An 18,816-nucleotide genomic window follows, 5' to 3' on the forward strand; every position below is an offset into this window, starting at 1 on the left:
AAACCTCACAACTTACCCAACCCGTAAGGCCGTTCTCATGTCACGGGCCAGTGCCACAGCACTCTTGATCGTTTACTGAGTGGAGCCTAGGCTCCTGTGCCCATGGAGATGGGGGAACCGGACCGCGGGCGGCGGGCATGGCGCGACGGGCTGGTCAGGCGTCGTGCAGCCGTGGCTCTGCTGGCCGGGGCGGCGGGGCTGGTCGTTCTAGGCACGGTGTTCGTCGTACTGCCGGGTGTGGTGGTCGACCACGATCTCGCCGGGGCGAGCGTCGCCGCACAGGATCGACTGAAGGCGGTGAACGATGTCCGTACGACGCTTCTGCAGGTGGTCGGCGGCCTGGTCGTGCTCTTCGGCGCGTACGCCACCTGGCGGCAACTGCGGGTGAGTCAGGACGGTTTGCGCGCCACCCAGGAGGGCTACGTCACCGACCGATTCAGCCGGGCCGTCGACCAGCTCGGCAGCGACAAGCTGGATGTGCGCATCGGCGGGTTGCACGCGCTGTGGCGGATCGCCGAGCAGTCCGCCCGCGACCGGGAGGCCATCATCTCCATCCAGGCCGCGTATCTGCGTACGCACCTGCCCTGGCCACCCGCCGGGCCGGAATCACCGGCGGCAGACGTGCCCATCAACGACATCGCACCCCTGGAGACTCGCGCCGCCGACGCCCAGGTGGCGCTGACCGCGCTCGGCGTGCTGTGCCAGCACCGGGAGCAGTCCTGGGTCAATCTCAGCATCACCGACTTGCGCCGGGCCGACTGCGACGGACTCTGGTTCCCCGAGGTCAACTTCGACCGCGCTTGCCTGGAGGCCGCGGGCCTGTACCACGCCAATCTGACCCAGGCGTCCCTGGTCTCGGTCAACCTGCGGCACGCCGACCTCACGACTGCGATTCTCCGCCGGGCTCGCTGCATTCTGGCCGACCTACGGGGCGCGAAGCTGGTCGAAACCGACTTGCGTGACGCCGACTTCACTGAGACCGACCTGCGCGAGGCGAACCTGCGCAAGGCCGTCGCCCACGGAGCGGTCTTCCAACGCGCTGATCTCCGCATGGCCGACTTGCGCGGCACCGACTTGAGCACCGCCAACCTTGTCGAAGCACGCCTGACCGGCGCCGTGGCCAGCGAGCACACCCGCTGGCCCGCCGACTTCGACCACACGGCCGCCGGAGTCGTCGACACCGATGACCCTGGCCCCGAGCCCTCGCCCCTACTCCAGCCCCCGGGGATGACGTGGCAGGCGCCACCGCTGCGGTCCACTCCCTGACCAAGACACGCCGGTCAAGACAGCGGCGACCGCGATCCGCCTGACGGCACCACTCCTCCTCAGCGGCGTCCTGATCGCGCAGGGGCCCAGACCGCCAGGCAGATCCGGGGCTGGTATCGCTCCCAAGGTCGTTAGCGCGTGCCAGGAACCGAACGAGAGCGGGTTGTCATGGACGAGTTGGTGATCCGTTTTCGTCGCGGCGAGGACCAGCCACAGCACCGGCAGGACGAAGAACACCACGAACGCCGCGAGTACGGTGCAGACCAGCAGCCGGGACGCGTGGCGTCGTACGGGAGTACGACGAGGCCGGGGCGTAGGCCGAGAGGCGTGGCCCGCGGTCCCGTGACCGGACCGGGGGGCACGTGTTTCGGCTGCGGGCGGGTGCGGGTGAGTTCTAATCGGCATCGAAGAATCCCGACCGTGTGACGAAGAGGGCGGCGGCCGACAGGCTGATGACGAGAAGCTCGACGGAGATGGCCGCGGCTCCGTTGATGTTGTTCATCTGGAAGGCGAAGTCGTAGGAGAGCTGGTTGAGGGAGTAGTCCCGGCCGGCCACCCCGACGCTGGCGAGCGAGAGGAGCTGCGGCTCGACGAAGAGCTGAGCGCCGCCCGCGAAGGCGAGGATCACCATGTAGACGATCCACTTCCGCAGCATGGGGATCTGCACCCGCCACGCCGTCTGCCAGGGGCCGGCGCCGTCGATCCGGGCGGCCTCCATCACATCGCTCGGGATGTTGTTGAGGGCGCCGTAGATGACGACGATCCAGCCCCCCGCACCCGTCCAGAACGCGATGCCGGTGAACAGCACCGGCAGATTGGCGGGGGCGATGACCTCGCCGAACGTGCCGTAGCCCAGGACACCCAGCAGGGAGCTGACCGGGCTCACCGTGGGGTCGAGCATGAACAGCCACACCAGGACGCTCGCGGCGCCGGCGAGCGCTCCGGGAATGTAGAACAGGAACCTCAGTGTCTTCGAGGCTCCCTGCGACGCCATCCGGTGCAGCAGCAGCGCCAGTCCCACGACGAGGACCACGAGCGAGACGAGCCAGAGCAACAGGTACAGAGCGACGTGACCGAGGGCCGGAACGAAGCGGAAGTCCTGCGCGGTGGTGACGAAGTTGCCGAGACCGGTGAAGGCGCCCTGGGCGTCGGTGAAGGCGAACCAGACGGCGTACGCGGTGGGGACGACACCGAAGGCGATCAGGAGGACGACGTAGGCGGCGACGAAGGCCGCCCCGGCCCGGCTCTGCCGGGAGACGCCGCGAGGGCGCCGCCGGGTGGAGCCGGCCGGGGAGTGGGTGACGGTCACTGGGAGACCTTGTATCCGTTGGACTTGGCGTACTTGACGATGGAGTCCTGCCACGCGGGCAGCAGCGAGACGATGGTCTTGCCCTGCGTCATGCCGGGCTTGACCGTGGCGGCCCAGATCGCCTCCTGGCTGAACTGACCCGAGCCCCACTGGGGCCAGACCTGGGTGGAGGCGTCCTTGAGGACGCTGATGTCACCGGCGTAGTAGCCGGAGGCGTTCTGCTGCCGCAGCCAGGTCTCGGCCGCCGGCGCGTAGGCGGGGAAGCCGGGAGACATATCTCCCTGGTAGGCGCTGTCCGTCGTGACCCAGGTCAGGAAGTCGGTGGCCGCCTTCAGGTGCTCGGAGTGCTTGGACAGCAGCCAGGTACCGCCGCCCACGTTGCCGGTGGACGGGGAGGTCTCACCGCTCCACTGCGGCATGGGGGCTGCCGCGATCTGCTTGGCCGGCGTCTTGAAGGTGCCCTTGAACAGTGCGCCGCCGTACCAGGCGGGGCCGGGCATCATCAGCACCTTGTCGGCCTTGTTCTTACCGAAGTCGGTACTGAACACGCCGCTGATCGACATCGACTTCTTCTTGATCAGCACGTCCATGAGCTCGGCCATCCTGGTGCAGTTGGCGCTCGTGGTGTTCACCGAGACCGACTTGGGCCCCGTGATGTCGTTGGCGCCGCACTTGCTCGCCCACAGGTAGACCTCGGGCGTGTAGGAGTCACCGGCGTCACCCACGAGGTATCCGGGATGCCGCGCGGCCACCTTCTCGCCGAGTTTCTGGTACTCCTCCCAGGTCGTCGGCAGCTTGTAGCCCCACTTCTTCATCAGCGGCGCGTTGTACCAGAGAACGGCCTGCGAGAGGTCGTTGCGCAGACAGTAGAGAGTGCCGTCCACGGTGCAGACGTCGTTTGCTCCCTTGGCGAACCCGCTGAGGGTGCTCTCGGGGACCAGGCCCTTGTTGAGCGGGGCGACGAAGTCGGCATCGACCGCCCAGGTCGCCTCGTTGTTCTGCGAGCTGAAGACGACGTCCGGCCAGCCCTTGCCGGTGCGGTTGAAGAGCTGCACCTTTGTCTGCAGGTAGTTCGACCCGTTGGCGTTGCCGTCGTAGGTGACGATCTTCATCTCTACGTCCGGGTGCTGCTTCTGGTACAGCTTCGCGGCGGCCAGTCGGGTCGAGTCCACCCAGACCGTGAACGCGCCGTCCTTCTGCGGCGCTTGGGCGAAGCCGTCTTTCGTGGTCGTGGCGGTTCCGCTGCCGCCACAGGCGGATACGGCGGTCAGGATCCCGGTCGCCACACAGGCGGCCAGCAGCGCCGACCGCCTCCTGGGGAACAGTTTCCCGCGATCGGTGAACGGCTTCCTTGTGGCCATGAGTACTCCACTACGTTGTGGCGCCCTGAGCAGAGCGGCGGGGGTCGCCGGACGAGGGGACGTCGGCTTGCGGAAGAAATTAGGCGCCCTATCCTGATCCAGGTCAAGAGGATGTGCAGGCACAATTTCCCAGAGTTGCGAAGCGTTTTTGGATTGTTTGTGGCGTTATGTCGGATTACTGAGCACCTCGCCAAGGATGGAGAGGTGGATTCCTTGGGCACTTTCCTGAAATAAGTACGACTCATTTATGGGGCGGACGTCTGTAACATGTCGAGTGACTGCGAAGCGGATCAGGTGTGCTTCAGCCACATCAGCAATGGAGGCCGGGGATGAGTGACACAGCGGGGGCGCTGACTGGCGGCACGGAGGGGAACGGCGAGTACCGCCCTGGTTACGAGCGCGTCGCGGAACAGATCCTCGAGTTCATCGCCGAGTCGCGCCTGACCCCTGGTGACCGGCTGCCCACCGAGATCGAATTGGCCGGCCGACTGGGCACCAGCAGGGCCGTGGTCCGCGAAGCGGTGAAGATCCTTTCCGCGCTCGGACGAGTCCGGGCGCACAAAGGGCGAGGCCTCTTCGTCGCGGACGACGAGGGCATGTTGACCGCGAGCCGTTGGGGAGGCTTCTTCCGGCCCACCGATCTCGATCACATCTTCTCGCTGTTCGAGTTCCGCAGGGTCCAGGAGATGGCGGCCAGTAGTCTGGCGGCGACCCGGGCCACGCCCGCGGAACTGCGGGCCATCGAGGTCGCCGTGGAGACGTGCCGCCACGGCTTCGTCCACGGGCAGGTGGAGGTGTTCAACCAGGCGGACGAAGACTTCCACGCTGGGGTCGCGGCGGCCTCGCACAACACCTTCCTCGTCGAGGCCGTACGTGACGCACGCCGGTTGCAGCGACAGTCCAGCGCGATCGGTATCCATGACGTGCTGAGTGAGCATGCCGAGGCCGCGGTCGAGGAGCATGCGGCCATCTACGAGGCCATTCGGGACGGTCGGCCCGAAGCCGCGGCCCAGGCGACCGCCGTGCACCTGGACAAGACGCTTGAGGACTACCGTCGCGCCATCCAGCGGCGGCTGTTCGGATAGCCGGTTGGTCCAGGCCGCTCGCGCCGCGCCTCGGCCGCGGTCCGGGTGTCTGCTCCCGCGCGACTGGTTTCCCGACGGGGCGTCTCTGTCTTGATCATTTCAGAATGACTTGAGCCGCGGGGCCTGTGCTCGTCACCCGGTCCACCGCGCTCCGGCTCGTGGCGGCGGGAGACCAGCAGACCGTCACGGTGCCCTGGCCGGGCTGCCGACCCGCTCCCCAGCCGGCCGACGAGCTGGTCGGGCTGATCCCTCCGTCCCGACCCGGCCGTTCCGATGGTGACGCCGGCAGCGGTGGCGACAATGAGCAGGCGACGGGTTCGACGACTTGGGGGAACGGGATGCTGAGCGGCATTGTGATCGACGCGCTGGATGCCGCGCGCATGGACCGCTTCTGGCTGGACGCGACGCGGGGCCGGACGGGCGGCCTGCGGCTGCGGTTCGTGCCGACCGCGAAGCCGAAGGCGGCGCACAAGAACCGACTCCACCTCGACCTGGCCGGGGGACCGGAGTGGGAGGCCGAGGTGGCGCGCCTGCTCACACTCGGGGCCACGCGGGTCGACATCGGCCAGGGGGACGTTCCGTGGGACGTGCTCGCCGATCCGGAGGGCAACGAGTTCTGTGTGCTGCGTCCCAGTCACCCCGGTGTGCTCGCCGACTCCGGCCTCGTCGCGATCTGCCTCGACGTCGCCGAGGACGACCGCTACGCGCAGTGGGCCTTTTGGGAGTCCCAGGCCGACTGGCACGCGGTCGAGTCCCACAACTGGGGCGTCCGGCTGCGCCGGAGGCCCACCAGCACGCTCTCGCTGGTGATGGGACCGCCTGCGGCACCGAAGTCGGGGCGGAACAGACTGCGCCTGGAGGTCACCCATCACGACAGGGAACCCGGCGGGTTCCTCGACGCCGGCGGGAACGAGTTCCACGTCACGTGCTGACCATGTCTGGCCCCACCTAGGGCCCTGATACGCAAGGTCCATCAGGGCGCGGAGGGCACCTACGGCGTGCCCCCAGGAGCACCGCCGAACTGCGTGAGAGCGGCCATTGGCCAACCACAAGACGGTCGCCCGCACCATGTGCCAGGCCGTGCTGCGGCGGCCTCGGCGACGCCGTCATGCACACGAACGCGGGGCCCGGTACACGAGCCCCGCGTTCACCGACACCTGCCGCCGTGCGGGAGGCCGAAGTGCCTGGCCGACGAGCCTGCAGCCCGCCTCGATCTGTTCCGCCGGCTGCACCGCGACAACACCCGAGGCAGTCACTCCAGCCTCGGACAATGCGGTCCCGGTCTACGAGGCAGCACTCGATACAACATCAACTACCCTGGCCCCAGCCACACAGCCCGTGTCCAGGAGCCGGGTCAAGCCCTGAACGTCCACAGCAGGTTGGTGCTGTCCTGCCACGTCCACTGCTTGGCCGCGGACCCTGCGGGGGCCATGCCGCCGCCGTCGAGGACCAGTCCCGTGTTGCGGTTGGCGATCGAGTACCGGCCGTTGCCGCGGTCGGTGATCTGCCACTGCTGGTTGGTGCCGCCGTTCCAGGGAGCCTGCCGGGCCGGGTCGCCGTTGTTGGTGGCGCCCCAGCCGTCGGCGGCCATGTTGTTGCCACGGTTGACGAGCCGGTAGTAGCCGTTTCCGAGTTCGATCGCCTGCCACTGGACATTGGGGTGGTCTATCGGCTCCCACTGCTTCAGGTTCGAGCCGCTGGAGAAACTGCCGCCGCTGTCCAGCACCAGGCCGCTCGTGGCGTTGCCCAGGCGGAAGTACGTGGCCGGGTTGAACGTCACCTTCAGCGAGGCGATGACGTCATTGTTGCCGGTCACCCGAAGGTCGGGGGCGTTCGAGGTGAACGTCCAGGCGGTGCCGGTGAAGTTGTCGCCGGAGTAGCCCGTCACCTGGTAGCCGTCGGGCACCAGGATGGAGGAGGCCATGGCGGGCCCCAGACCGGCGGCGGACAGCTGGGAGGAGGTGTAGCTGCCCAGCTTCAGAACGCCGCGGGTGCCTTGGTAGTCGACGTTCTGGAACACCGACGGCGAGACCCTCGTGGGCATGCCCTGGACCTCGACGCACACCACGGGGAGGGTGGCGTTCGGCGCGGTGGCCGGCACGGTGACGTTGATCTGGTCGGTGACGGTGTACGAGAGCGAGACCGAGGGGTTGTTCAACAGATAGACGCGGTTGATCGTGTTGTCGACCCTCGGGATCCGCAGCTGGCCGTTCGTGGGCCAGGTGAAGACATGGGCGAAGAGCTTGCCGTTCTTCTTGGTGACCTTGCCCCATGCGGGTTCGCCGGCGAACGGGCTGCCGCTGGTGCCGTGAATGCTGTCGCTGTGCGTCGACATCCATGAGGCCAGGCCGGTCAGGACGGTCTGGGTTCCCGCTGTGACCGAGCCATCGCCCTTGGGGCCGATGTTCAACAGGAGGTTGCCGTCCCGGGAGACAACCGTGACGAGCTCCTGCACGATGTCCTTGACGGATCTGTAGGAGTTCTCCTTCGCCGCGTTGTAACCCCAGGCGTCGTTCATGGTGGCGCACCGCTCCCACTGTCGCCCCATCGGCTCGGCGGGTATCCCGAACTCCGCGACGTCGTAGTCGCCGAGACGGTGGCCCCGCTTGACCCGTTCGTTGACGATGAGGCCGGGCTTGCGGGCGATCAGCCAGTTGTAGAGGTCGACGCCGTCCGATTCCAGCCACCAGTCTTCCAGGGTGGGGCTGGAGGGCTCGTCGAACCAGTCGCCGTCGAACCACAGCACTGCCGGGTCGTAGCGGTCCAGCAGTTCCTGAAGCTGCGCCTTCATGTCGGCGATGTAGCCCGTGCGGGCGGCCTGCGACGAAACCGTCGAGAGGCCGTTCTCGTGGCGGTCGATCTGGGAAGGGTGGTTCCAGTCGAGGATCGAGTAGTACAGGCCGAACTTGACCCCGCGGCTCTCGCACTCGGTCTTGAGTTGCATGAGCAGGTCGGTCTGGAAGCCCTTGTAGTCGTGCAGGTTGTACAGCTTGGTGCCGGTGGTGTCGGTGAAGCCCGCGACGTTGGAGTCCCACATCGCGTAGCCCTCGTGGTGCTTGGCCGTGATCACGAGGTACTTCATGCCGGCGTTCTTGGCCAGCTCGGCGATCTGGGCGGCGTTGAACTGGCTCGGGTTGAAGTTCTGGGTGACCTGGGTCTGGTAGTTCGCCTTGCTCCACTGCGAGTTGGTGAACGCCCACTCGCCCTGGCCGAGCTGCGAGTACGACCCGAAGTGGATGAACATCCCGAACCGGGCCTGGTACCACCAGTCCATCTTCGAGGGGACGGTGTACGCCTCGGCGGTGGAGGGCCACAAAACCTGCGGCAGCCCGAAGGCCGCCACTCCTCCGGCAAGGGCGGCGGCCTTCATCAGAGAGCGTCTGCTGAGGGAGGCAGAGGACATGGTGCGGCTCCATGTGTCAAGGGGAGGGAAGGCAGGGCGTTACGAGCGGTACGCCGGCCTGGGCACTCTGCTCAGCCTCGTACCACGAGGAGACATCGGATGGATTTATATGAGCACGGCCATGCCCCTGTCTAGAGCTGAGGCGAGAATCCCTGGAAAATAAGGATTCTGTGGAGAATTCTCTGCGAGGGTGAGGGCGTGGAGGTCGGCTATAGTGGCGAGGCAAACCGCGATACATCGGATCTCTTCGGGGGGATACTCATCGGCCCGTATGCGCCTCACGTGCTCGGGGGACGACTGAGGCAGTTCGCAGGGGCGGAGCGGGAGTGCGCCGCTACGCGGTGATGTGCAGTGCCCGTGCCGGATCCAGTCGCAGGGGTTCGGTGAAGGCCGGCACCGGCGCGCAATGGCGTTCGTCATGGCGCCGCGAACAAGCCGCACGATTTCATTGGTTGAGTCCTGTCGGGTGCCGCTCCTCCCCGTGATCCGGTCCAGCAATGTCACGCCTATTGACTTCAATCCCGGCATGTCGCTACGGTCTCGCAGGATTTCGAACACTGTTCGACTTGTCGAACGGTTCGAATGCGTGCCCAATGGAGGACACCCCCCGATGCGCTACCAACCCAGACGTGGCAACCGCGTGGCGGCCGCCCTGTCCAGTTCGATTCTGGCGACAGCCCTGCTGGTCGGAGGGCCGGGGGCGGGTCCCGCCCAGGCGGCCGACGACCCCAACGCGGTCGCACTGGACAAGGACGCGATCCTCGCCGCCAACCAGCTCGACGAGCCGCAGTGGTACAAGGACAACATTCCGTTCCTGGACACCCCCGACAACGACATCGACGACGTCTACTACTACCGGTGGAGCACCTACAAGCGCGCGCTCCGCTACACCGTGCCGGGCACGGGGTACGTGTCGACCGAGTACGACGTGCCGATCGGTTACGCCGGGAACCCGTACACCGCGCTCCCCGACGCCACCGGCTACCACCTGCTGGACGCGCGCTGGCTGCGCAACCGGGACTACGCCGGTGACTATCTGGACTTCTGGCTGCGCGGGGCGGGCAATTCGGGCGCGCGGAACTTCAGTGAGTGGATCACGAGCGCCGCGTACCAGCGTTTCCTGGTGACCGGTGACGCGGCTGAGATCAAGGCCGATCTCCCGCATCTCATCGCGTTGTACAAGAAGTGGGACTCGAACTTCACCAGCGACATCACGGTGAACGGCACGCAGTCCTCCAGCGATCTGTACCACCAGACCCCGCTGTCCGACGCCACGGAGTACACCGAGACGTCGATGCACAGCAGCAACTGGTTCAGCGGCGGCCCCGGTTACCGGCCCACGATCAACGCGTACATGTTCAGTGCCGCGCAGGCGATCAGCAAGATCGCCACCATGACCGGGGACAGCGCGACCGCGACCGAGTACAGCGACAAGGCCGCCTCGCTCAAGGCCGGGGTGCAGAACTCGCTCTGGGACCCGCAGCGTGAGTTCTTCATGCAGGTCTACAACACGAACAGCACCAACGGCACGCTGAAGCAGACCAGGACGACCTGGCGTGAGGCGATGGGATTCGCCCCCTGGGCGTTCAACCTGCCCGACGCGCAGTACTCGTCGGCGTGGAAGTACCTGACGGACCCGAAGCGGTTCGGGGCGGCGTTCGGGCCCACGACGCTGGAGCGGGTGCACGACTTCGAGGCCGAGCAGGCCGCCGTCACCCACGCGAACACCCACAGCGCGTCGACGGCCTCCAACGGCAAGTACGTCGGACAGATCGACTTCGACGACAGCGCGGTCACCTTCACCGTGGACGCGCCCGGCAACGGTACGTATCCGGTGACGGTCCACTACGCCAACGGCACCACCAGCACGTCGACGCACACGGTCGTCGTGAACGGCGACACCGCCAACCCGGTCACCGTCAGCTACGCCCCCACCGGCAGTTGGGGGAGCTTCTCGGAGGCGAAGTCCGTCACCGTGCAGGTGCCGATGAAGACCGGTGCCAACACGCTGAAGTTCACCAAGGGAACGGGCTTCGCCGAGCTCGACAGGATCGCGACGAACCCGTACTTCAACTACGAGGCGATCCCCGCCCAGCAGAAGCGCGACGACGCCAACTGCTGCCACTGGAACGGCCCGAGCTGGCCCTTCCAGACCAGCCAGATCCTCACCGGCATGGCCAACCTGCTCCAGGACTACCCTGCGCAGAGCTACGTCACCAAGGCCGACTACCAGTCCATGCTCGCGCAGTTCGCCGACCTCCAGCACAAGGACGGCAAGCCCTACATCGCCGAGGCCGCCAACGGTGACACCGGCGACTGGATCTACGACGGGTTCAACTTCAGCGAGAACTACAACCACTCCAGCTTCAACGACCTGGTGCTCTCCGGTCTGCTGGGCATCAAGCCCCAGGCGAACAACACGCTGGTGCTGAAGCCGCTGATCCCGTCCGGCTGGGACTTCTTCGCAGTGGAGAACGTGCCCTACCACGGGCACACCCTCTCGATCCGTTGGGACCGCGACGGCTCGCACTACGGCAAGGGCAGCGGCCTGCAGATCTTCCAGGACGGGCAACGCATCCACCAGTCCTCGACCGTCGGCAACACCACGGTGAACGTGGCAGACCCGGTCACGCCGGCGGCGCAGCAGCGGCTGATGAACGTGGCGGCCAACCCGCTGACCGCCGAGCAGGACTGGCTCGGCCGCACGATCACCCAGCCCTACCCGAAGGCCTTCGCCTCCTACACCAACACCGTCTCCAACGGCCCGCACTGCCACAGCGGCCAGACGTGCAAACCCAACACCTTCGACGCACCCCTGCGGGCCACCGACGGCTGGATCCGCTACGACAAGATCCCCGACGACCGCTGGACCAACTCCGGCTCCCCGAACGCCACCGACCACCTCGGCGTCGACTTCGGGGCGCCGCGGAAGATCAACGAGGTGAAGTTCTACACGTACGACGACGGCGCGAACATCCGCGTCCCGGCGAGCTACACCGTCCAGTACCTCAAGGACGGCGCGTGGGTGAACGTCCCGAGCCAGACGAAGAGCCCGGCCACACCAAGGGCCAACAACGCCAACGAGGTGACCTTCCCGACGATCACAACCTCGCAGTTCCGGGTCGTCTTCACCCCGCAGGCAGGCAAGTTCGTCGGCGTCACCGAGCTGGAGTCCTGGTACCCGGAGACACCCGAAGTCAAGATCATCAACAAGAACAGCAACCTGGAGCTCGGTGTAGCCGGCTCCTCGATCGCCCCCGGAGGCGCCGTCCAGCAGCAGACCGCCAACACCACGGCCAACCACCGGTGGAAGATCGTTCCCGCCGAGAACGGCTACTACAAGATCTTCAACACCAACAGCGGCCAGGTCCTCGGCATCAAGGACGCCTCCACGACGGCAGGTGCCACCGCGCTCCAGTGGGGCGACACCCTCACCGCCGACCATCTCTGGTCCGTGGTGGACGCGGGCGGCGGCTACTGCAAGCTCGTGAACAAGAACAGCGGCATGGTCCTGGGCATCGACGGCATGTCCACGTCGTCCGGGGCCCAGGCCCTGCAGTGGGGCGACACCGGCACTGCCGACCACCTGTGGCGCATCATCACCGACGACGGCGCCACGCCGTTCAACTCGTAACCGTGTAACAGAGTAACCGGTTTAATCGGTTACGGCCGGGCCTCGGGACCCCGAGGCCCGGCCGCCGCCTTCCGCTGGGTGCGCCCTACTCGACGGTCCTCGCCAGGATGCCGAGCGTGGCGCGCAGCGCGGACTCCTGGAGGATGGGGAACACCCCGGCGGCCCGGTACCGTTCGTGGATCCGGCTCCAGTCGTAGTACGACGTGACCTGGGTGCCGGTCGTGGTGGGCCGGAGGCGGTAGCCGTAGTGATGGTTGACGGAGGGAACGAAGTCCGGGGACGTCGGGGTCCACTCGATGAACGCGTCCTGCTCGAACCCTGTGATGACCACGGTGACGTCGTACCTGCCCATCGGCAGATCGCCCAGCGCCTCCCGATCCATGTGTACGACGAACGAGTCCCCGGCGCCGGCCACCGGGTCGCCCGTGGCGGCCTGAAGCATCCCCGAACTGTCTATCGCCACATGCCCGTTCGGATCGCACAGCAGGCTGAAGATCCGCGCAGGCGGCGCGGCGATCTCACGCCGCACCTCGAACCGCTCCGTCGTCATGGGTCCCCTTGTCAGTCCCTGAACGCCTCAAGAATGCGCTCGGCGGCCAGCGTCGCCGTCAACTCGCCGTCCCTGACCCGCTGTTCCAGAGCGGGCGCGAGAGACCGTACCGCCGGATCGGCGTGCAGCCGGCGCAGGAGTTCGTCGCGGACCATGCCCCAGGTCCAGTCGACCTGCTGGTCCCGGCGCTTGGCGGCGAGCCGGCCCGTGGAGTCGAGGAGCGAGCGGTGCTGTTCCAGGCGTTCCCACACGGTGTCCAGGCCAGTCGACTCGCGGGCGCTGCAGCTCAGCACCGGCGGCGTCCAGGCCGCGTCCTTGCCGTGCATCAGTCGCAGGGCGCCCGCCAGTTCACGCGCCGCCGCCCGCGCGTCCCGCTCGTGCGGGCCGTCCGCCTTGTTGACGGCGATCACATCGGCCAGCTCCAGGACGCCCTTCTTGATGCCCTGGAGCTGGTCGCCGGTGCGGGCCAGCGTCAACAGCAGAAACGAGTCGACCATGTTCGCGACGGCCGTCTCGGACTGGCCGACGCCGACCGTCTCCACCAGCACCACGTCGTAGCCCGCCGCCTCCATCACCACGATCGACTCACGGGTGGCCTTGGCGACCCCGCCGAGCGTCCCGGCCGTGGGGGAGGGCCGTACGAAGGCCGCCGGGTCGACGGCCAGGCGTTCCATGCGCGTCTTGTCACCGAGGATCGAGCCGCCCGTACGGCTGGACGAAGGGTCGACGGCGAGCACCGCCACCCGGTGTCCGAGCGAGGTCAGCAGCGTGCCGAAGGCATCGATGAACGTCGACTTGCCGACCCCCGGCACCCCGCTGACCCCGATCCGCCGCGCCCGACCGCTGTGCGGCAGCAGCTCGGTCAGCAACTCCTGTGCCGACGCCCGGTGCTGGGGGCGGGTGGACTCGACGAGGGTGATGGCGCGGGCGATGACCGCCCGCTTCCCGTCGAGCACGCCCTTCACATACGCGTCGACATCGATCACAGGTCGTGCCCGAGATCGGCCGACAGCCGTGTCACCAGGTCATGTGCGGCGTCCGGGATCACCGTCCCGGGCGGGAACACGGCCGCAGCGCCCATCTGAAGGAGCGTGGGCACGTCCTGCGGCGGGATGACCCCACCGACCACGATCATGATGTCCTCGCGTCCCTCCTCGGCCAGCTGCTCGCGCAGCGCCGGTACGAGGGTGAGGTGGCCGGCCGCCAGCGACGACACCCCGACGATGTGCACATCCGCCTCGACGGCCTGGCGGGCCACCTCGCCCGGCGTCTGGAACAGCGGGCCGACGTCCACGTCGAAGCCGAGGTCGGCGAAGGCGGTGGCGATCACCTTCTGGCCGCGGTCGTGGCCGTCCTGGCCCATCTTGGCGACCAGGATGCGCGGGCGGCGCCCCTCGGCCTCCGCGAAGGCGTCCACCAGGGTGCGGGTGCGGTCCACGTTCGGGGACTCGCCGGCTTCGTTGCGGTACACGCCGGAGATCGTACGGATCTGGCTCGCGTGCCGCCCGTACACCTTCTCCAGGGCGTCGGAGATCTCCCCGACGGTGGCCTTGGCGCGGGCCGCGTTCACCGCCAGCTCCAGCAGGTTGCCCTCGCCCCCGGCGGCCCGGGTGAGCGCGTCCAGCGAGGCCTGGCACGCCTGCTCGTCGCGGTCCGCGCGCAGCCGGCGCAGCTTCTCGATCTGCTGGGTGCGGACCGAGGAGTTGTCGACCTTGAGGACGTCGATCTGCTCGTCGGTCTCCACGCGGTACTTGTTGACGCCGATGACCGGCTGCCGCCCCGAGTCGATCCGGGCCTGGGTGCGGGCCGCGGCCTCCTCGATGCGAAGCTTGGGGATGCCCGCGTCGATGGCCTTTGCCATGCCGCCCGCCTGCTCGACCTCCTGGATGTGCTGCCACGCACGGCGGGCCAGGTCGTACGTCAGCTTCTCCACATAGGCGCTGCCGCCCCACGGGTCGATGACCCGGGTCGTGCCGGACTCCTGTTGGATCAGCAGCTGCGTGTTGCGGGCGATGCGCGCCGAGAAGTCGGTGGGCAGGGCCAGCGCCTCGTCGAGGGCGTTGGTGTGCAGCGACTGGGTGTGGCCCTGGGTGGCCGCCATCGCCTCCACACACGTACGCGTCACGTTGTTGAACACGTCCTGCGCGGTCAGCGACCAGCCGGACGTCTGCGAATGGGTGCGCAGGGAGAGGGACTTGCTGTTCTTCGGGTCGAACTGCCTGACCAGCTTCGCCCACAGCAGGCGGGCCGCGCGCAGCTTGGCGACCTCCATGAAGAAGTTCATGCCGATCGCCCAGAAGAACGACAGCCGGGGGGCGAACGCGTCCACGTCCAGGCCCGCCTCACGGCCCGCCCGGATGTACTCCACGCCGTCCGCCAGCGTGTACGCCAGCTCCAGATCGGCCGTCGCACCCGCCTCCTGGATGTGATAGCCGGAGATCGAGATGGAGTTGTAGCGGGGCATCCGCTGCGAGGTGAAGGCGAAGATGTCGGAGATGATCCGCATCGACGGCTTCGGCGGATAGATGTAGGTGTTGCGGACCATGAACTCCTTGAGAATGTCGTTCTGGATGGTCCCCGCCAGCTTCTCCGCCGATACGCCCTGCTCCTCGGCCGCCACGATGTACAGGGCGAGCACGGGCAGTACCGCGCCGTTCATCGTCATCGACACGGTCATCCTGTCCAGCGGGATGCCGTCGAACAGCTGGCGCATGTCGAGAATCGAGTCGATCGCCACACCCGCCATGCCGACGTCACCCGTCACCCGCGGGTGGTCGCTGTCGTAGCCCCGGTGGGTCGGCAGGTCGAAGGCGACGGACAGGCCCTTCTGACCGGCCGCCAGATTGCGCCGGTAGAACGCGTTGGACTCCTCGGCGGTGGAGAAGCCCGCGTACTGGCGGATCGTCCAGGGCTGGTTGACGTACATCGTCGGGTACGGGCCGCGCAGATACGGCGCGACGCCCGGGTAGGTGCCCAGGAAGTCCAGGCCCTCAAGGTCCTGCCCGGTGTAGAGCGGCTTGACCGGGATGCCTTCCGGGGTCTCCCACAGCAGGTCGTCACCGGCGGCCGCCTTCTTGACCGCCGTACGCCACTCGTCGGCGCCGCCGTCGACGGACGGGGAACCCAGCTCGATCCCGGAGAAGTCGGGGATTCCCATCAGGACACTCCCATGCGGTCGAGGGTGGCGGACAGGACGGACACGGCGTCACAGCCCGCGAAGACATGACCGTCGACCCCGGCGTACGAGCCGGGGCGGCCGGCGAGGAACACATGCGAGGCGCCCGCCGACCTCAGCCGCGCGGCCTCGGCCTCCGCCTGCTCCTCGTACAGGGCGTCACTCGAACACAGACAGACCTCGGCGGCACCGCTGTCCTCGAACGTGCCCTCGGTGACGGGTTCGATGCCGCCGGCCTGGAAGAGATTGGCCGCGAAGGTCGTACGGGCCGTGTGGGCGGCGGCGGGGCCGATCGCGGCCAGGTACACGCGCGGCCGGGCGCCGGTCGCGGCGAGGTGGGTGTCGGAACGGGCCCGCAGCGCCTCGTACGCCTCGTCACGGCGGACCCGGGGCAGACCGCCGGACGGCGGCTCGGGCGCGCTCTCGCGCACGACAGGAGTCTCGGCCAGGTGCGGGAACTCGCTGACGCCGGTGATCGGTTCGCGCCGCTTGGCGAGCTTCGCGCTGCGGGCCGTCCAGGTCTCGGCGAGTCGCTCCCGTACGGTCCCGGAACGCAGGGCGGCGGCCTGGCCGCCCGCGCGCTCGATCTCCTGGAAGAACTCCCAGCCCGCGTGGGCGAGTTCGTCCGTGAGCCGCTCCACGTACCAGGAGCCGCCCGCCGGGTCGATCACCCGGGAGAGGTGGGACTCCTCGATGAGGATCGTCGAGGTGTTGCGGGCGATGCGCCGCGCGAACCCGTCCGGCAGCCCGAGCGCGTGGTCGAAGGGCAGCACGGTGACCGAGTCGGCCCCGCCCGCCCCCGCGGCCAGCGTGGCGATGGTCGTCCGCAGCATGTTCACCCACGGGTCGCGGCGCGTCATCATCACCGACGAGGTCACCGCGTGCTGCGCCTGCGCACCGGCGGCGGGCGCCCCGCACACCTCGGCGACCCGGGCCCACAGCCGGCGCGCCGCGCGCAGCTTGGCGATCGTCAGGAACTGGTCGGCGGTGGCCGCGTACCGGAACTCCAGCTGGGCGCACGCCTGACGCACGCTCAGTCCCGCCTCGGTCAGCTCCCGCAGGTACGCCACCGCCGTCGCCAGCGAGGCACCCAACTCCTGGGCCGCCGAGCCGCCCGCCTCGTGGTACGGCAGCGCGTCCACGGTCAGCGCCCGCAGCCCCGGGTACTCCTCGGCGCACAGCCGCGCGAGACCGGCCACGGGAGCGAGGTCGTACGTCTGTCCGGTGCGTGCCTCGTGTCCGAGGGGGTCCGCACCGAGGTTGCCGCGCGCCGCGTCCTTGGCGACGCCCCGCTCCGCGTACAGCCGCAGCAGCTCCCGTGCGGCGGGCTCGACTTCGGAGCCCGCGTCCAGGACGACCGGCGCGAGATCGAGGTAGACGCCGTCGAGGACCCGGCCGAGCGACGACACCGGAATGCCGAGCTCGCCGATCGCGAGCCACAGAGAGGTGACGCCGTTCTCCAGGTCCGCGAGCACCGCGTCGCCGTCGGCCGCGGTGTGCCGCTGGCGTACGTCCCAGCCGCCCACCGTGTTCCCCTCGGCCCGGCCTCCTCTTACGAAGGGGGCGAAGCCGGGGAAGCCGGGAGGGTGCGCGATGTCGTGCGCGGTGTACAGAGGTCGGGTGCGCAGCCCGTCCTCCAGCGCGGTGGACAGGGCTTCCTCGGCCTGAGCACCCTCGACGTCCTTGCCCGACTTGCGCAGTACGCCCGCGATGAGGCGTTGCCACTGGTCATGGGTCGCGTCAGGGAACTCGGCCGCCAGCTCAAGCCCGTCGTCAGGCAGGACCGTCATGCTCGGATGCTAGGCCAGATGTGCAAAGGAGCAGGAGAGGGCACGGCTGTGACCTTGCCCTCGCCATGATGACCTTGAATCCCGAGCGGGTCACGTACTACGGCCGCGGGGCCGAGCCCGGCGCGGGAGGCCGGCCCGCGCCGGTGTTGTCATGGCGGGTGACGGTCTCGCCCCGGATCACCCGCGGTGTGGTGTTCTCATCCGCGCCGGCCCTGTCCTCCTCCTTTGTACCGCGGGCCTCGGCCTTGAGGATGCGGGCCGACTTGCCCGCCGAACGGGCCAGGTCGGGCAGCTTCTTGGCGGCGAGGGCGGCTATCACGACGACGAGGATGATCGCGAGTTCACTCAGTCCGAACATACGGGTCCTGTTCTTCTGTCCGGCCCTGGCCGGGACCGGCCGGGCGTGTCGAGGGGCGGTGCCGTGGAGGGTACGGCGTGGAGGGTACGGAGGAGGGTACGGCGCGGATGGAGACCGGGAGGACGATCCGCTCGATCCCGGCGGGTGAGCCCGCGGGGTTCACCTTGACGTAGATGCTGTGGGAGGGGCGCCCATACGATGAACCGCCCGCGAACGCGGGGGCGGCCGATAGGAGACAAGGCGTGACGGACCAGCGGCAACGCGTCCCGCGGCGGGGCCAGGGGGAGCTGGAGGCACTCGTCCTGTCCGCCCTCCGCGAGGCGGACGGCCCCGCCAGCGCGGGATGGGTGCAGGAACACCTGGGCGGGGATCTCGCCTATACGACGGTGATCACGATCCTCACCCGGCTGCTGGGCAAGGGCGCCGTGACCCGCGAACGCGCGGGCCGGTCCTTCGTGTGGACCCCGGCCTCGGACCAGGCGGGCCTGGCCGCGCACAAGATGCGCAAGGTGCTCGACGGACAGAGCGACCGCGAGGCGGTGCTCGTCAGCTTCGTCACCTCCCTCGAACCGGACGACGAGCGGCTGCTGAGAGAACTGCTGGGGCGGACGAAGAGCGAAGGGGAAGACTGAGGCCCGATGAGGGTGTTCGTCTTTCCGCCGCTGGCCCTCATGACGGCCGCGCGCGGCACGGGAGGGTGCGCCGCGCCCGCCGCGCCCGCCGCGCCCTGGCGGGGCTGCCGGGCGCCGAGGTGGCCGTACTGCCGGACGAGACGCCGTACGCGTACGCGCTGCCCGGTGGCCGCCGTGGCCGTGTGGTGGTGAGCGCGGCTCTGTCACGGTGAAGTCCCGCGTGGTCGCGGATCTGTGCCGAACGCGCGTATGA

At 68.3% G+C, this 18,816-nt stretch carries 13 protein-coding genes and 2 pseudogenes; 6 read left to right on the top strand and 9 right to left on the bottom strand.

The window, feature by feature from the left end:
• The first annotated feature begins 102 nt into the window (after positions 1-102).
• Positions 103-1,266 (top strand): pentapeptide repeat-containing protein, encoded by a 1,164-nt coding sequence (locus tag SGFS_RS49320; protein WP_286246900.1) that lies wholly within the window; start codon positions 103-105, stop codon positions 1,264-1,266.
• A gap of 132 nt (positions 1,267-1,398) precedes the next feature.
• On the opposite strand, the pseudogene SGFS_RS49325 reads toward SGFS_RS49320, so the two are convergent.
• The 3 genes and pseudogenes from SGFS_RS49325 to SGFS_RS49335 all read right to left on the bottom strand — a co-directional run.
• A pseudogene (locus SGFS_RS49325) lies at positions 1,399-1,536 on the bottom strand (carbohydrate ABC transporter permease); the annotation flags it as partial.
• Between the two features lie 124 nt (positions 1,537-1,660).
• A complete protein-coding gene (locus SGFS_RS49330) occupies positions 1,661-2,575 on the bottom strand; it encodes a carbohydrate ABC transporter permease (protein WP_286259315.1) in 915 nt (304 codons plus the stop codon).
• Positions 2,572-3,936, bottom strand: coding sequence for an ABC transporter substrate-binding protein (locus SGFS_RS49335; protein WP_286259316.1), 1,365 nt, complete (start codon positions 3,934-3,936; stop codon positions 2,572-2,574). The genes SGFS_RS49330 and SGFS_RS49335 overlap by 4 nt, the downstream gene beginning before the upstream one ends.
• A gap of 329 nt (positions 3,937-4,265) precedes the next feature.
• On the opposite strand from SGFS_RS49335, the gene SGFS_RS49340 reads away from it, so the two are divergent.
• Positions 4,266-5,021 (top strand): FadR/GntR family transcriptional regulator, encoded by a 756-nt coding sequence (locus SGFS_RS49340; RefSeq protein WP_286259317.1) that lies wholly within the window; start codon positions 4,266-4,268, stop codon positions 5,019-5,021.
• A 338-nt stretch (positions 5,022-5,359) separates the two neighbouring features.
• Positions 5,360-5,953 (top strand): VOC family protein, encoded by a 594-nt coding sequence (locus tag SGFS_RS49345; protein ID WP_286259318.1) that lies wholly within the window; start codon positions 5,360-5,362, stop codon positions 5,951-5,953.
• Between the two features lie 422 nt (positions 5,954-6,375).
• Here the strand turns inward: SGFS_RS49345 and SGFS_RS49350 are convergent, their stop codons facing one another.
• On the bottom strand, positions 6,376-8,424 hold the full coding sequence (locus tag SGFS_RS49350) for an alpha-L-fucosidase (protein WP_286259319.1): 2,049 nt from the start codon (positions 8,422-8,424) through the stop codon (positions 6,376-6,378).
• Between the two features lie 610 nt (positions 8,425-9,034).
• Between SGFS_RS49350 and SGFS_RS49355 the strand changes: the two genes are divergently transcribed.
• Positions 9,035-12,058, top strand: a complete 3,024-nt coding sequence (locus SGFS_RS49355) for an MGH1-like glycoside hydrolase domain-containing protein (RefSeq protein ID WP_286259320.1) — start codon at positions 9,035-9,037, stop codon at positions 12,056-12,058.
• Between the two features lie 85 nt (positions 12,059-12,143).
• Here the strand turns inward: SGFS_RS49355 and SGFS_RS49360 are convergent, their stop codons facing one another.
• From SGFS_RS49360 to SGFS_RS49380, 5 genes are all read right to left on the bottom strand, one after another.
• Positions 12,144-12,608 (bottom strand): SRPBCC family protein, encoded by a 465-nt coding sequence (locus SGFS_RS49360; protein ID WP_286259321.1) that lies wholly within the window; start codon positions 12,606-12,608, stop codon positions 12,144-12,146.
• A gap of 11 nt (positions 12,609-12,619) precedes the next feature.
• A complete protein-coding gene (meaB, locus tag SGFS_RS49365) occupies positions 12,620-13,594 on the bottom strand; it encodes a methylmalonyl Co-A mutase-associated GTPase MeaB (protein WP_286259322.1) in 975 nt (324 codons plus the stop codon).
• Entirely contained in the window at positions 13,591-15,765 is a 2,175-nt protein-coding gene (gene scpA / locus SGFS_RS49370) for a methylmalonyl-CoA mutase (RefSeq protein WP_286259323.1), read from the bottom strand. Before scpA ends, meaB begins: the two co-directional genes overlap by 4 nt.
• Positions 15,765-17,573 (bottom strand): methylmalonyl-CoA mutase subunit beta, encoded by a 1,809-nt coding sequence (locus tag SGFS_RS49375; protein WP_286259324.1) that lies wholly within the window; start codon positions 17,571-17,573, stop codon positions 15,765-15,767. Before SGFS_RS49375 ends, scpA begins: the two co-directional genes overlap by 1 nt.
• A gap of 97 nt (positions 17,574-17,670) precedes the next feature.
• A complete protein-coding gene (locus tag SGFS_RS49380; RefSeq protein WP_286259325.1) occupies positions 17,671-17,931 on the bottom strand; it encodes a twin-arginine translocase TatA/TatE family subunit in 261 nt (86 codons plus the stop codon).
• 242 nt (positions 17,932-18,173) lie between these two features.
• On the opposite strand from SGFS_RS49380, the gene SGFS_RS49385 reads away from it, so the two are divergent.
• Both SGFS_RS49385 and SGFS_RS49390 read left to right on the top strand, forming a co-directional pair.
• Positions 18,174-18,563, top strand: a complete 390-nt coding sequence (locus SGFS_RS49385) for a BlaI/MecI/CopY family transcriptional regulator (protein WP_286259327.1) — start codon at positions 18,174-18,176, stop codon at positions 18,561-18,563.
• Positions 18,564-18,616: 53 nt separating this feature from the next.
• A pseudogene (locus SGFS_RS49390) lies at positions 18,617-18,766 on the top strand (M56 family peptidase); the annotation flags it as partial.
• Positions 18,767-18,816 lie beyond the last annotated feature (50 nt).

Origin of the sequence: Streptomyces graminofaciens, from assembly GCF_030294945.1 — a bacterium.
Lineage (GTDB): Bacteria > Actinomycetota > Actinomycetes > Streptomycetales > Streptomycetaceae > Streptomyces > Streptomyces graminofaciens.